This window comes from Cupriavidus campinensis (genome assembly GCF_905397395.1).
GTDB classification, from domain to species: domain Bacteria; phylum Pseudomonadota; class Gammaproteobacteria; order Burkholderiales; family Burkholderiaceae; genus Cupriavidus; species Cupriavidus campinensis.
In genome coordinates this window covers 1-13,212 of sequence record NZ_CAJPVH010000006.1, presented here as the reverse complement: position 1 = coordinate 13,212, position 13,212 = coordinate 1, and the positions used below count along the sequence as shown (strand labels likewise).

Here is a 13,212-nt window from a genome sequence, read left to right as displayed (position 1 = left end):
TGACGGGGCGTGGCGCTACAATCGCAACCATGACGCCGATCCGCTACGCCATCGCCCCGCTTCAGCCCGAAGCCCATCTGTTCGCCGTGACCGTGACGGTGGACGCCCCCGACCCCGCCGGCCAGGTGTTCACGCTGCCCGCGTGGATTCCGGGCAGCTACATGATCCGCGACTTCGCGCGCAATATCGTCCGTATCCGGGCCGATGCGGGCGGGGCGGCGGTGCCGCTGACCAAGCTCGACAAGCAAACCTGGCAGGCTGCGCCACTTGCCGCCGATGCCGCCGATGCCGCCGATGCCGCCGATGCCGGGCCGCTGGTGCTGCAATACGAGGTCTACGCCTGGGACCTGTCGGTGCGCAGCGCGCACCTGGACACCACCCACGGCTTCTTCAACGGCAGCTCCGTGTTCCTGCGCGTGGTGGGGCAGGACGACCACCCGTGCACCGTCGATCTGCACGCGCCCACCGGCGAGGCGTATGCCGACTGGCGCGTCGCCACGGCGCTGCCCGAGGCGCGCGGCCCCGGCGGCGCGCGCCGCTACGGCTTCGGGCGCTATCAGGCGGCCAACTACGACGAACTGATCGACCATCCAGTGGAGATGGGCACGTTCGCCATGGCCAGCTTCCGTGCCTGCGGCGCCCAGCACGACGTGGTGTTCACGGGCAAGGTGCCGAACCTGGACCTGCAACGCGTCTGCCGCGACCTGAAACAGATTTGCGAGGCCCAGATCCGACTGTTCGAGCCGCGCTCGGCACGCGCGCCGTTCCTGGACAGCAATCGCCGCTACGTCTTCATGACGATGGTGACCACCGATGGCTACGGCGGCTTGGAGCACCGCGCCAGCACGGCGCTGATGTGCGCGCGCGGCGACCTGCCGGTGCGCGGCAACGCCGAGACCAGCGAGGGCTATCGCACCTTCCTGGGGCTGTGCAGCCACGAGTACTTCCACACCTGGAACGTCAAGCGGATCAAGCCGGCGGCGTTCGTGCCGTACCAGCTCGCGCAGGAAACCTATACGCCGCTGCTGTGGCTGTTCGAAGGATTTACGAGCTACTACGACGATCTGATCCTGGCCCGGACGGGGCTGGTTTCAACCGCGCAGTACATCGAGATGCTGGCCAAGACCTGGAACGGCGTCTTGCGTGGCAACGGCCGCACCAAGCAGAGCGTGGCCGACAGTGCCTTCGATGCCTGGACGAAATACTATCGGCAGGACGAGAACGCGCCGAACGCCATCGTCAGCTACTACACCAAGGGTTCGCTGGTGGGGCTGGCGCTGGACCTGACCATTCGCGAGAAGACCGGCGGGCGAAAGTCGCTCGATGACATCATGCGCGCGCTCTGGCAGCGCTACGGCCGCGACTTCTACGCGCCGGGCGCCACCCAGCGCGGTGTGACGGAGGCCGAGGTCCATGCGCTGTTCGATCAGGTGACCGGGCTGCGGCTCGGCCCGCTGCTGCGGGCGCTGACCGAGGGCACGGGCGAGATCAACCTGCCGCCGCTGTTCCGCGCGTTCGGCATCAAGGCCGAACGTGTCGAGCCGGGCAAGCCGTCCGCCGGCGCGGCGCTGGGCATCAAGACCCGCAACGAGGAAGGCTGGGTACGCGTGAGCCAGGTGCTCGACGGCGGGGCAGGGCAGGCGGCCGGCGTTTCGGCGGGCGACCTGCTCGTGGCGCTGGACGGCCTGCGGCTGGCGCCGGGCCAGCTCGACAAGCAACTGGCGCGCTACCGCCCCGGCGACGCCGTGCAACTCCACCTGTTCCGGCGCGACGAACTCCAGGTGCTGCCCGTCACCCTGGCGCGCGAGCCGGCCATGCAGTACAAAGTGAACGTGGAGCCCGGCAAGCATGCGGCCCGCACGCGCTGGCTGGGGCAGTAACCGGCCGATGACGGCGCCCGGGTCCTGACACCGGGCGCCGGTCGCCCCCATCCGCGCCAACGTCGCCATCGTTCGCCAGCCCCGCCAGCCCCAAGCCGCCCCATGGAATACGCGCACGATCCCCGCACGTTTCTCTTCTCGCACTATATCTACCGTGGCCTGCGCTCGGCCACCGGGGTCATCGGCGCCACGCTGCTGGCCATGCAGGTCATGGACCTGCCCAGCGCCATGGTCGTGTCGATGGGCGCGCTCTGTACCAGCCTGATGGACCTGCCCAGCCCGCTGAACCACAAGTTCAACGAGATGCTGGCCAGCGTGCTGCTGTGCACCGCCGTGACCGCCGTGGTGGCGCTGGCCACGCCGTTCCCGCGCGTGCTGCCGTGGGTGCTGGTGCTGGTGACCTTCCTGGCCGGGATGATGACGGTCTATGGCAACAAGACCATGCCGTTGCAGTTTTCGGCATTGTTCGTCATGACACTCACCGTGAACGAGGACTTCGTGCTCCAGAAGGCGCTTGTCCACGCCGGGCTGTTCGGGGCCGGGGCGGTGGCCTACCTGGCGTATGCGATGGCGGTCAGCTGGGTCATGGAGCGGCGCACGCGCCAGCAGATCCTGGCCGAGTCGCTGTACGAAATGTCTCACTACCTCGAGATCAAGGCAGGTTTCTACGATGCCGGCACCGACTACGAGGAACAGTTCAACCAGCTGGTGCGCCAGCAGATCGTGGTGGCTGAGCGCCAGCAGGCCGCGCGCGACCTGGTGCTGCGGGGAAACCGCACCAAGCACGATGGCCTGCTGGTGCGCGTGCACCTGCGGATGCTCGATCTCTACGAGTACATCCTCTCCACCAACACCGACTATCCCTTGCTGCGCCAGACCTTCGGCGGCACGCCGGTGCTGGACGCGATACGGCGGCTGGTGCGCGGCCTGGGCAAGGATCTCGAGGAAATCGCCTACGACGTCACGCGTGGCAAGCCCTCGTACAGCGCCCATGACTACGGCCCTGACCTGCGCGCCGTGACGGCGGAAATCGAACAATTACGACATCACCACGTGCCGGCGGCGGCCATGACAGCGCTAGCGGAGACGCTTGAGATGATTCGCGGCGCCATCACGCTGGTTGGCCAGCTGCACGAGGCGTCCCGCACGCCGGTGGAGCCGGCCAAGGTGATGCCGGGATCGGACATGACCCCGTTCCTGACCCGCCAGAAGTACGAGCTGGGCGTGATCCTGGACAACCTGCGCTGGCGCTCGCCGGCGTTCCGCTACGCGCTGCGCATCACGATGGCGGTGGCGGTAGGGCTCTGGCTGGGCGACCGGCTGCCGTATGCGTCGCACAGCTATTGGATTCTTCTCACGATTGTCGTGATCCTGAAGCCGAACTACAGCCTGACCAAGCAGCGCTACAACGACCGGTTGATCGGCACGCTGATCGGCTGTCTGATCAGCGTGGTGGTGCTGCGCGTGGTGACGGAGCCGCTGGTGCTGCTGGCGGTGCTGTACGTGGCGCTGGTGGCCAGTTCGGCGTTTTCCACCATCAAGTACCGCTATACGGCCATCGCCGCCTGCGTACAGGTGCTGATCCAGATCAACCTGCTGATGCCGGGCAGCCAGACCGTGGTGGGCGAGCGGCTGATCGATACGGTGATTGGCGGCGTGATTGCGTCCATCTTCAGCTTTGTGCTGCCAAGCTGGGAGTACCGGGCGATTCCGAAGCTGGTGGAGAACGTGCTCCAGGCGAACCGGCGCTATATCGCCGCCACGCGTGACCTGCTGCTGCGCCGCACCAAGGACGACTTCGCCTACCGCGTGCAGCGCAAGCAGTTCATGGACAACCTGTCGGCGCTGATTGCCTCGTTCCAGCGCATGCTCGACGAGCCGCGCAGCCGGCACCGCGCCGTGGACAACCTGAGCCGCTTCATCAATCAGAATTATCTGGTGGCGGCGCATGTGGCGGCGGCGCGCATCCAGGTGCGCCAGCACTACGAGGAACTGGACGTGCCAGCGGCGGAGGCCGCCATCGAGCAGGCCACGGAGGCCGCCACGCGCAGCCTGACGCTGGCCAGCGAACGGCTGGCGGGCGAGGAGCGGCACGGGCCACGCGGCGCCGGCTTTATCCGCACGCCGACGGAAACTGCCGTGGCCGGCGTAGGCCTGCCGCCGCACGAGCCGGCCGCAGGGGCCGCCGCCGATGACGACGAAGCCAGCGAGCGCCGCGCGCGGATCGCGGATTCGGCCGACCGGCGCAAGGCGGACGTGCTGGCCCAGGCCGCCGTGGCGGGCGAGATCGGCGCGGACGAGCGGGATGACCCCGCGCAACCTGCCGAGTCGGGCGCGAGTTCGACCGGACGCGCCGCTAATGCAGTGCTGGAGCGCCGCCTGCGCGCGCTGCGCGAGGACGCCGCCAAGATCGCGCTGCGCACCGGCGCGATTGGCCGGTCGATGGCGGAGAAGGACTGAGACGATTCCGAAAAGGAGCGACCGATGACATCGACCGCCGAAACCTGGCATCTCACCGCCCATGGCCGCGTGCAGGGCGTGGGCTATCGCGCGGCCTGCGCGGACCGCGCCTCGGCGCTGGGGCTGGTGGGATGGGTGCGCAACCGGACCGATGGCACGGTCGAGGTCATCGCGCGGGGGCCGCGCGACCAGCTTGAGGCGTTACGGACGTGGATGGCGGCGGGCCCACCGGCGGCGCAGGTGTCGAGGGTGGAGATGACGCCCGCTGACGACGAAGGGCCGTTCAGCGGATTCCGCTGGCTGCCGACTGCTTGACGATTCGTCAGCCTTCAGTCGGCTTTCAGCCAGTCGATCGGCGCACGGCCATGGCGTTCCAGCCAGTCATTGGCCTGCCGGAAATGCCCGCAACCCAGGAATCCGCGATGCGCGGACAGCGGCGACGGGTGTGGCGCCTCCAGGACGCAATGCGTGTGCGCGGTCTGCCCATCGAGCAGCGCCCGCTTGGCTTGCGCATGGCTGCCCCATAGCAGGAACACGAGATTGGGCTGTGACGCCGCCAGCGCGTGGATCAGGCAGTCGGTCACCGCCTCCCAGCCGCGCTTGGCGTGGCTGGCCGCCTGGCCTTGCTCTACGGTCAGCACGGTGTTCAGCAGCAGCACGCCCTGACGCGCCCAGCCTTCCAGGTTGCCGGAGGCGCGCGTCGGCTCGGCGCCATACTCGGCCCCGATTTCCTTGAAGATATTGCGAAGGCTCGGCGGCACCTTGACGCCCTCGGGCACCGAGAACGCCAGGCCGTGCGCCTGCGGAATCTCCGCGCCGCCGACCACCCCGGTGCCGTGATACGGGTCTTGCCCCAGGATCACGACCTTGACGGCATCGGGCGGCGTCAGGTGCAGCGCATGGAAGACCGCGTGCGGAAATACCGGCTTGCCGGCGGCGCGCTCGCCATCGACAAAGCGCGCCAGTTCGTCCCACGCGGCATGGCCGAGGCACGGCGCGAGCAGGGCCCGCCACGCGGCGGGCAGCGCATCGACCTGGGTTTGCAGCGGGGCGATGGCAGGGGGCTCGGCGGCCGGGGCGGCAAAGAAGTCGGCTTGCATGCGGGGAGGGCGGGAGGGGGAGAAGGTCAGGAAAGCGAGCCGCCCGTCAGGCGATAGCCGCGCGCGGCCTTGCTCAGATCGGACGGGGTGAGCGGTGCCACATGGGCCAGCCGTGCGGCGAAGGCGCGCAGCGCGGCTTCGGCGAGGGGGCTGTCGTCGCCATCCTCACCGGGCAGCCATTCGAGTTCGAGTTCCTGGATGGTCTCGGTCCGGGCCTGCCCGGGCGCCGTAATCGTGCCGGTATCGAGCGCGGCTTCGATGCGCGCGCCGTCCTGCGTGACGATCCACGTGCGGCGGACGAAATCGGTGCGAAATACCGGCGCCAGTTGCCCGGCCAGCGGCGCCAGCACGGCGCGCGCGTCGTCGGGGAAGCGGGACAGCTCGATGGCCTCGCCGGCCACCTCGCACTCCCACTCGTTGCGCGAGGCCAGTCCGCCCTGGCTGCTGCCGGCGGTCTTCAGCGTCTGGAGCCACTGGCTGCCTGTCTGGTTGTCTTTCTGGCGCAGCCGCAGCGCGGCACGCTGGCGGGCCAGGTCGCGCGCGGGCGTGTCCAGGTAGACATTGAGCAGCGTGGTTTCGCCACGCGCCTCGCCGTGGGCATCGAGCCATGCGGCCACGGCCGCCAGCGCGGCGTCTGGCACGGCGAGCTTCAGTTCGATTTCACGCGGCATGGGGGTCGTCCGGGGTTAGGCGAAGGGCTCAGGCAAACAGCCGCGCCAGCTCCGCGCCCGGATCGGGCGCGCGCATGAACGCCTCGCCAACCAGGAAGGCGTTGACGTTGGCGTCGCGCATCCGCTTCACATCGGCCGGGCCGAGGATGCCCGACTCCGTGACCACGAGCCGCTCCGGCGGCATCGACGGCAGCAGGTCCAGCGTGTTGTCCAGCGAGACCTCGAAGGTGCGCAGGTTGCGGTTGTTCACGCCCACCAGCGGGGTCTTGAGGCGCAGCGCGTGGTCCAGTTCGTCGGCGCCGTGCACTTCCACGAGCACGTCCATGCCCAGTTCCAGCGCGCAGGCTTCCAGTTCGGCCATCAGGCCCGGGTCCAGCGCGGCCACGATCAGCAGGATGCAGTCGGCGCCCCAGGTGCGGGCTTCGTAGACCTGATACAGGTCGACCATGAAGTCCTTGCGCAGCGCCGGCAGCGGGCAGGCCCCGCGCGCGCGCTTCAGGAAATCGGCATGGCCCTGGAAGAAGTTCACGTCGGTCAGCACGGACAGGCAGGCCGCGCCGTGGCTGGCGTAGCTTTCGGCGATGGCCTCGGGCACGAAGTGCTCGCGCAGCACGCCCTTGGACGGCGACGCCTTCTTGACCTCGGCGATCACGCCCGCGTGGCCCGCGGCGATCTTCTCGCGCAGGGCCCGCTCAAAGCCGCGCGGCGCCAGGCCGGGCTCGGTGCGCAGGGCCTCGGCCTCGGCGCGCAGGCTGGGCAGGTCGCGTTTCTTGCGTGCGGCGGCTACTTCGTCGGCCTTCACGGCCAGGATTTTTTGCAGGATGTCGGACATGGCGGATTACTTGAATTGCTGCGTGGCGCGCACGAACTGGTCGAGCTTCTCGCGGGCGGCGCCGCTGGCGATGGCTGCGCGCGCGCGTTCGATGCCATCCTCGATCGAGCTGGCCACATTGGCCGCGTAGAGCGCGGTGCCGGCGTTCAGTGTGACGATTTCGCGTGGCGTACCCGGCACATCGGTCAGCGCTTCGAGCAGCATCTCCTTCGATTCCGCGGCATCGGCCACCTTCAGGCCCCGGTTGGAGATCATCGACAGGCCGAAGTCCTCCGGGTGAATCTCATACTCGCGCACTTCGCCATCCTTGAGTTCGCCCACCAGCGTGGCGGCGCCGAGCGAAACCTCGTCCATGCCGTCCTTGCCGTACACGACGATGGCGTGCTTGGCGCCCAGGCGCTGCATCACGCGCACCTGGATGCCGACGAGGTCCGGATGGAACACGCCCATCAGGATATTGGGGGCGTCGGCCGGGTTGGTCAGCGGGCCGAGGATGTTGAAGATGGTGCGCACGCCCATTTCCTTGCGGATCGGGGCGACGTTCTTCATGGCCGGATGGTGCGTCGGCGCGAACATGAAGCCGATGCCGGTCTGCGCGATGCACTGGCCGACCTGCTCCGGCGTGAGCATGATGTTCACGCCCAGCGCCTCCAGCACATCGGCGCTGCCCGACTTGGACGACACGCCCCGGTTGCCGTGCTTGGCGATCTTCGCGCCCGCGGCGGCTGCCACGAACATCGACGCCGTGGAGATGTTGAACGTATGCGACCCATCGCCGCCCGTTCCCACGATATCGACGAAGTTGTCGCGGTCCGTCACCGGCACCTTGTTGGCGAATTCGCGCATCACCTGCGCCGCCGCCGAGATCTCGCCGATGGTTTCCTTCTTGACGCGCAGCCCGGTCAGGATGGCGGCCGCCATCACGGGCGAGATCTGCGCCTGCATGATCTGCCGCATCAGGTGCAGCATCTCGTCATGGAAGATCTCGCGGTGTTCGATGCAGCGCGTCAGCGCTTCCTGCGGCGTGATGGACATGGCGGATTCTTGACTGTGGTCGGGGGCGGGGGCGAATGTTGCGGGGTCGAGCCGCCTCATCGCGGCACCTTCAGGAAGTTGGCCAGCAGCGCATGGCCGTGTTCGGACAGGATCGATTCCGGGTGGAACTGCACGCCTTCCACGGCCAGCGTCTTGTGGCGCACGCCCATGATCTCGCCGTCCGGCGTCCACGCGGTCACTTCCAGGCAATCGGGCAGGGTCTCCCGCTCGATCGCCAGCGAATGATAGCGCGTGATGTCGAAGTGCCTGGGCAGGCCGGCGAACACGCCTTCCTGGGTGGTTTCGATGGTGCTGACCTTGCCATGCATGACCTGCTTGGCGCGGATCACTTTTCCGCCAAATGCCTCGCCGATGGCCTGGTGGCCCAGGCACACGCCCAGCAGCGGGATCTTGCCGGCGAAGTGTTGCAGCACGGCCACCGAGATGCCGGCTTCCTTCGGGCTGCACGGGCCGGGCGACACGCAGATGTGGTCCGGCTTGAGCGCCTCGATGTCCTCGAGCGTGATCTCGTCGTTGCGGTAGGTCCGCACGTCGGCGCCGAGTTCGCCGAAGTACTGCACCAGGTTGTAGGTAAACGAGTCGTAGTTGTCGATCATCAGCAGCATGGTCGTTTCTCCAGTTCCTGGGGTCAGAGGTCGGCGTCCAGGCCGTCCTGGACTTGCTCGGCGGCGCGGATCACGGCGCGCGCCTTCGCCTCGGTTTCCCTCCATTCGGCCTCGGGGTCCGAGTCCGCGACAATGCCGGCTGCCGCCTGCACGTAGAGATTGCCGTCCTTGATGATGCCGGTGCGGATGGCGATGGCGAGGTCCATCTCGCCGCCGAACGACAGGTAGCCCACCGCGCCGCCATAGATGCCGCGCTTGCGCGGCTCCAGTTCGTCGATGATCTCCATCGCACGCACCTTGGGCGCGCCGGACAGCGTGCCGGCGGGGAAGGTGGCGCGCAAAACGTCCAGATTGCTCATGCCTTCGCGCAGCGTGCCTTCCACCGAGCTGACGATGTGCTGCACGTGCGAGTACTTCTCGATGACCATCTTGTCGGTCACCTTCACCGTACCGGTCTCGGCAATGCGCCCGATGTCGTTGCGCGCCAGGTCGATCAGCATCACGTGCTCGGCGATCTCCTTCGGATCGTTGAGCAGTTCGGTGGCCAGCTGGGCGTCGCGCTCGGGCGTGCTGCCGCGCGGGCGCGTGCCGGCCAGCGGGCGGATCGTCACGATGTGCTTGCTGTCGGCATCGCCGTTGGTGCCCATCTTGCGGGTTTCCTGCCGCACCAGGATCTCGGGCGAGGCGCCCACCACCTGGAAATCGCCGAAATTGTAGAAATACATATAAGGCGACGGGTTCAGCGAGCGCAGCGCGCGGTACAGCGACAGCGGCGAGTCGCGGTACGGCTTGACCAGCCGCTGGCCGATCTGCACCTGCATCATGTCACCGGCCATGATGTATTCCTTGGCCTTGTGCACGGCGGCGATGTAGTCCGCCTTGGCGAACTCGCGGTAGACCTCGGACTGCACGGACGGGCTGGTCACCGGCACGTCCACCGGCTGGCGCAGCTTCATGCGCAGCTCACGCAGGCGCTGGCGCGCGCGCGGGTAGGCCTCGGGCGTGGTCGGATCGGCGTAGACAATCAGGTAGAGCTTGCCGGACAGGTTGTCGATGACCGCGAGTTCCTCGCACAGCAGCAGCTGGATGTCGGGCAGGTTCAGGTCGTCCGGCTTCTGGGTATCGGCGAGCTTTTTCTCGATATAGCGCACCGCGTCGTAGCCGAAATAACCGGCCAGGCCGCCGCAGAAGCGCGGCAGGCCGGGGCGCATGGCCACCTTGAAGCGGCTCTCGAAAGTGGCGATAAAGTCGAGCGGATTGCCCTCGTGGGTCTCGACGATCTTGCCGTCGGTCACCACCTCGGCGCGCTGGCCGTAGGCGCGCAGCAGCGTGCGGGCATGCAGGCCGATGAACGAATAGCGGCCGAAGCGCTCGCCGCCCACCACCGATTCCAGCAGGAAGGTGTTCACGCCGCGCGTTTGCGACTGGGCCAGCTTCAGGTAGAGCGAGAGCGGCGTTTCCAGGTCGGCCAGCGCCTCGGCGATGATCGGAATACGGTTGTAGCCCTGGTCGGCCAGCGATTTGAATTCCAGTTCGGTCATGTCGATCCTCTTCTTGCGGCACCCGCGTATCGGATGTGGGGCGCGGCACCGCTTGTGTCGGCAGGGGAGGGCTGGCAACGCTGGCAACCCGCCCCGGGGGCGGACCGTGGTGCGAAAGACTTGCACGAAGGCGCACAAGCGCGCACACGGCCGGGCGTGGCGTGCGGCGCGTTCTTGAGCTAACCGTAGCACATGCGGCTACGGCGCTGGCGGAGGGATCTGGGGATCGGCGCGGAGGCCGGCCTTGGGTGTTGGTATGACTACCGGGGGCCGGGTCCGGCGGAACCGGGAGCTTGTCGGGGACGGCAGGCTGCGTGAAGCAGCGGGGTCCGGCCCGGCAAGTCCGTCAGGTGACTCGCGAACGCACTTTACGCCTGTTCAGAGGCGCGCCAGCGACGCCAGGGCCAGGCCTGCCGATCACTGCCAGAAAAGATGCGTTTGCGGTTGAGAAACATGGAGTTTTCAGCGTGGTACCCGCTGTGCGCGCTGTGCGGTAACAAGCGCTGCGGCGCGGGCAATGTCGGGGACTATACCATCGGCGTCAACGCCTTGTACAGGGTTCCCATGGTTGTAGCCATATGGCACCAACAGCACACCCATACCGGCCGCGCGGGCCGCCTGCGCATCGTTTTCGGAGTCGCCGATGGCCAGCACGGCGGCCGGATCGAGGCGGAAAGCCTCGGCCACCTTGAGCAGCGGGAACGGATCGGGCTTGCGCAGCGCGAAGGCGTCGCCGCCATAGACCAGCTCGAAAAATGGCGCCAGGCCGGTCTTGGCCAGCAGCGGTTCGGTGAAATTCCAGGGCTTGTTGGTCACGCAGGCCAGCCGCAGCCCGGTTGCCTTCAGCGCCGCCAGCCCCTCGCACACATTGGGGTAGAGCGCCGAGAACTGGCCGTTGATGCGCACGTATTCGCGGTCATAGAGCGCGTAGGCCTCGGCAAACAGGCCGTTGGCGTGCAGCGGCGCGAAACGGGCGTCCAGCACCCGGCGGATCAGGTTTTCCGATCCCTTGCCGACGAAGCTGACGATCTCCTGGGTGGACATCGGCGCCACCGGCCCCAGGTGCGGATGCAGGTGCGCCAGCGCCAGCAGCATTGCGTTGACGGAGGCGTGGAAGTCGCCCGCCGTATCCACCATGGTGCCGTCCAGGTCGACGATCACCGCCTCGATGCCGCTCCAGTCCGTGCGGCGCAGGATTTCAAGACCCATCTGTCCGGCCCGTCCGCTCAACGGCCAGCCGTGGCCAGCGCGTCGCGCAGCTGGCCGAGGATGCCGCGGTAGCCGCCATCGGCGTCGGGCTTGCTGAACACGGCGGAGCCGGCCACGAAGGTGTCCGCGCCGGCCGCGGCGATCTCGGCGATGTTGTCCACCTTCACGCCGCCGTCCACTTCCAGCAGGATCTGGCGGCCGGTGCGGGCCGTGTAGGCGTCGATGCGGGCGCGCACGGCGCGCAGCTTGTTCAGTGTCTCGGGAATGAACGACTGGCCGCCGAAGCCCGGGTTGACGGACATCAGCAGGATCACGTCCAGGCGGTCCATCACATGGTCCAGGTGGTGCAGCGGCGTGGCTGGGTTGAACACCAGGCCGGCCTGGCAGCCGTGGTCGCGGATCAGGGCCAGCGAGCGGTCGATGTGATCGCTCGCCTCCGGGTGGAAGGTGATGATATTGGCGCCTGCCTTGGCGAAGTCCGGGATGATGCGGTCTACCGGGCGCACCATCAGGTGCACGTCGATCGGGGCGGTCACGTGCGGGCGGATGGCCTCGCAGACCAGCGGGCCCACGGTCAGGTTCGGCACGTAGTGGTTGTCCATCACGTCGAAATGGATCCAGTCGGCGCCGGCTTCGGTGACGCGGCGCACTTCCTCGCCCAGGCGGGCGAAGTCGGCGGACAGGATGGACGGGGCGATGCGGTAGGTGGGCGTGCTCATGGTGTGGGGCGGTGCGGGCGGGGCGGGTGGCCCGGCCGGCATCCGGATCGTCGGCATGGGAATGGCGCGTATTTTACGCCGGACCGGGCCCGCGGCGCCGGGCCGGGTCCGAATCCCGCCCAACCTCGCCAAAATCCACCCGCTTGCCCCTGCCGGGGCCTTGCCGCACAATGCGGACACCCGACCGTGGCGCCCGGCGCCGCAGGCCGCCCCGACCATCCATCCGATCCGTCGATCCCGGTCGACGCATGAGCCAGCAATGAGCGAGTACGCTTTTTCCGTGGCGGTACGCACCCAGTACCTGCCCGACCAGTCGGACCCCGATCGCGGACGCTTCGCGTTCGCGTACACCATCACCATCCACAACACCGGCGAAGTGGCCGCGCAGCTGATTTCGCGCCACTGGACCATCACGGACAGCGATAACGCCGCGCAGGAAGTGGCCGGCCTCGGCGTGGTGGGCCATCAGCCGCTGCTCAAGCCGGGCGAGCACTTCGAATACACGAGCTGGGCGACGATTTCCACCCCGGTGGGGTCGATGAAGGGCCTGTACTTCTGCGTGGCCGAGGACGGCCATCGTTTCGAGGTGCCGATTCCCGAGTTCGCGCTGGTGCTGCCGCGCATGCTCCATTAAGGGAGCCGGGCCGGGAACTCAGGCGGCGGGCGGCGGGTCTGCGTCCTTCGGTGCCTCGGCGGTCCGGGACGGATGATCCTGGGGCGCGCGGCTCGGGCGCGGATGCTTGCGCGCCGTGCCCATGGTCCACACCACGATGAAGATCAGCAGCAACAGCGCCACGCCGGCTTCGGCCGCGAGCAGCAGGGTGGGATGGTCTTCGAAGAACTGGCTCATCGGGATCAGGATCGGGATCGAGGCGTGGATCGGTCAGACAGGTACGAGATTGTAGGACATGCGTGCCGCCGCGCAGCGCGCGCACGGTGCTAACAACGAAGACGATGGCATATCAGGAATCCTTTGGGGCGGTATCTCCGTGCAACCAGCCTGCAACGGGCGGGAAATCGACGGCATCCATGACCGGATGGCGCACGTGGCTGGCGCTGGCCGGGGCGGCCGTGCTGCTGGCCGGCTGCATGAGCGGCCCGCCGCCGCGCGTGGAAGGCCCGGGCGGCACGCCCGGCAC

At 68.0% G+C, this 13,212-nt stretch carries 13 protein-coding genes and 1 pseudogene; 5 read left to right on the top strand and 9 right to left on the bottom strand.

The window, feature by feature from the left end; genetic code table 11:
* Nucleotides 1-29 precede the first annotated feature (29 nt).
* The 3 genes from KHO18_RS05450 to KHO18_RS05440 all read left to right on the top strand — a co-directional run bounded on the left by KHO18_RS05450 (nucleotide 30) and on the right by KHO18_RS05440 (nucleotide 4,655).
* Entirely contained in the window at nucleotides 30-1,880 is a 1,851-nt protein-coding gene (locus tag KHO18_RS05450) for a M61 family metallopeptidase (protein ID WP_144200511.1), read from the top strand.
* Between the two features lie 102 nt (nucleotides 1,881-1,982).
* Entirely contained in the window at nucleotides 1,983-4,340 is a 2,358-nt protein-coding gene (locus tag KHO18_RS05445; protein ID WP_144200514.1) for an FUSC family protein, read from the top strand.
* A gap of 24 nt (nucleotides 4,341-4,364) precedes the next feature.
* Nucleotides 4,365-4,655: an acylphosphatase gene (locus KHO18_RS05440; RefSeq protein WP_144200516.1), complete on the top strand. Its 291-nt coding sequence runs from the start codon at nucleotides 4,365-4,367 to the stop codon at nucleotides 4,653-4,655.
* Between the two features lie 14 nt (nucleotides 4,656-4,669).
* Here KHO18_RS05440 and KHO18_RS05435 read toward each other — a convergent pair whose 3' ends face one another.
* The 8 genes from KHO18_RS05435 to rpe form a co-directional block, all read right to left on the bottom strand.
* Entirely contained in the window at nucleotides 4,670-5,440 is a 771-nt protein-coding gene (locus KHO18_RS05435; RefSeq protein WP_144200518.1) for a uracil-DNA glycosylase, read from the bottom strand.
* 26 nt (nucleotides 5,441-5,466) lie between these two features.
* The gene (locus KHO18_RS05430) at nucleotides 5,467-6,111 is read right to left on the bottom strand and encodes a CYTH domain-containing protein (RefSeq protein WP_144200520.1); all 645 of its coding nucleotides are present in this window, start codon (nucleotides 6,109-6,111) and stop codon (nucleotides 5,467-5,469) included.
* 28 nt (nucleotides 6,112-6,139) lie between these two features.
* The gene (trpC, locus tag KHO18_RS05425; protein ID WP_144200522.1) at nucleotides 6,140-6,943 is read right to left on the bottom strand and encodes an indole-3-glycerol phosphate synthase TrpC; all 804 of its coding nucleotides are present in this window, start codon (nucleotides 6,941-6,943) and stop codon (nucleotides 6,140-6,142) included.
* A 6-nt stretch (nucleotides 6,944-6,949) separates the two neighbouring features.
* Nucleotides 6,950-7,978, bottom strand: coding sequence for an anthranilate phosphoribosyltransferase (gene trpD, locus KHO18_RS05420; RefSeq protein ID WP_144200524.1), 1,029 nt, complete (start codon nucleotides 7,976-7,978; stop codon nucleotides 6,950-6,952).
* Between the two features lie 56 nt (nucleotides 7,979-8,034).
* Complete coding sequence (locus KHO18_RS05415; RefSeq protein ID WP_144200526.1) at nucleotides 8,035-8,604, bottom strand: aminodeoxychorismate/anthranilate synthase component II; 570 nt, start codon at nucleotides 8,602-8,604, stop codon at nucleotides 8,035-8,037.
* Between the two features lie 23 nt (nucleotides 8,605-8,627).
* Nucleotides 8,628-10,145 (bottom strand): anthranilate synthase component I, encoded by a 1,518-nt coding sequence (gene trpE / locus KHO18_RS05410; RefSeq protein WP_144200528.1) that lies wholly within the window; start codon nucleotides 10,143-10,145, stop codon nucleotides 8,628-8,630.
* Nucleotides 10,146-10,607: 462 nt separating this feature from the next.
* Nucleotides 10,608-11,354: a phosphoglycolate phosphatase gene (gene gph, locus KHO18_RS05405; protein ID WP_144200530.1), complete on the bottom strand. Its 747-nt coding sequence runs from the start codon at nucleotides 11,352-11,354 to the stop codon at nucleotides 10,608-10,610.
* 17 nt (nucleotides 11,355-11,371) lie between these two features.
* Nucleotides 11,372-12,073 (bottom strand): ribulose-phosphate 3-epimerase, encoded by a 702-nt coding sequence (rpe, locus tag KHO18_RS05400; protein ID WP_144200577.1) that lies wholly within the window; start codon nucleotides 12,071-12,073, stop codon nucleotides 11,372-11,374.
* A gap of 259 nt (nucleotides 12,074-12,332) precedes the next feature.
* On the opposite strand from rpe, the gene apaG reads away from it, so the two are divergent.
* Nucleotides 12,333-12,707, top strand: coding sequence for a Co2+/Mg2+ efflux protein ApaG (gene apaG, locus KHO18_RS05395; RefSeq protein ID WP_092299026.1), 375 nt, complete (start codon nucleotides 12,333-12,335; stop codon nucleotides 12,705-12,707).
* Nucleotides 12,708-12,725: 18 nt separating this feature from the next.
* Here apaG and KHO18_RS05390 read toward each other — a convergent pair whose 3' ends face one another.
* Nucleotides 12,726-12,923 (bottom strand): hypothetical protein, encoded by a 198-nt coding sequence (locus KHO18_RS05390; protein WP_144200532.1) that lies wholly within the window; start codon nucleotides 12,921-12,923, stop codon nucleotides 12,726-12,728.
* Nucleotides 12,924-13,027: 104 nt separating this feature from the next.
* Here KHO18_RS05390 and KHO18_RS28715 point away from each other — a divergent pair.
* A pseudogene (locus tag KHO18_RS28715) lies at nucleotides 13,028-13,212 on the top strand (murein transglycosylase); the annotation flags it as partial.

Excerpts from the sequence above, each read along its gene's own strand:
- apaG (WP_092299026.1), top strand. The coding sequence starts at position 12,333 with ATGAGCGAGTACGCTTTTTCCGTGGCGGTACGCACCCAGTACCTGCCC.
- KHO18_RS05440 (WP_144200516.1), top strand. The coding sequence starts at position 4,365 with ATGACATCGACCGCCGAAACCTGGCATCTCACCGCCCATGGCCGCGTG.
- trpE (WP_144200528.1), bottom strand. The coding sequence starts at position 10,145 with ATGACCGAACTGGAATTCAAATCGCTGGCCGACCAGGGCTACAACCGT.
- KHO18_RS05415 (WP_144200526.1), bottom strand. The coding sequence starts at position 8,604 with ATGCTGCTGATGATCGACAACTACGACTCGTTTACCTACAACCTGGTG.
- KHO18_RS05435 (WP_144200518.1), bottom strand. The coding sequence starts at position 5,440 with ATGCAAGCCGACTTCTTTGCCGCCCCGGCCGCCGAGCCCCCTGCCATC.
- KHO18_RS05430 (WP_144200520.1), bottom strand. The coding sequence starts at position 6,111 with ATGCCGCGTGAAATCGAACTGAAGCTCGCCGTGCCAGACGCCGCGCTG.
- rpe (WP_144200577.1), bottom strand. The coding sequence starts at position 12,073 with ATGAGCACGCCCACCTACCGCATCGCCCCGTCCATCCTGTCCGCCGAC.
- KHO18_RS05445 (WP_144200514.1), top strand. The coding sequence starts at position 1,983 with ATGGAATACGCGCACGATCCCCGCACGTTTCTCTTCTCGCACTATATC.
- KHO18_RS05390 (WP_144200532.1), bottom strand. The coding sequence starts at position 12,923 with ATGAGCCAGTTCTTCGAAGACCATCCCACCCTGCTGCTCGCGGCCGAA.
- trpC (WP_144200522.1), bottom strand. The coding sequence starts at position 6,943 with ATGTCCGACATCCTGCAAAAAATCCTGGCCGTGAAGGCCGACGAAGTA.
- gph (WP_144200530.1), bottom strand. The coding sequence starts at position 11,354 with ATGGGTCTTGAAATCCTGCGCCGCACGGACTGGAGCGGCATCGAGGCG.
- trpD (WP_144200524.1), bottom strand. The coding sequence starts at position 7,978 with ATGTCCATCACGCCGCAGGAAGCGCTGACGCGCTGCATCGAACACCGC.
- KHO18_RS05450 (WP_144200511.1), top strand. The coding sequence starts at position 30 with ATGACGCCGATCCGCTACGCCATCGCCCCGCTTCAGCCCGAAGCCCAT.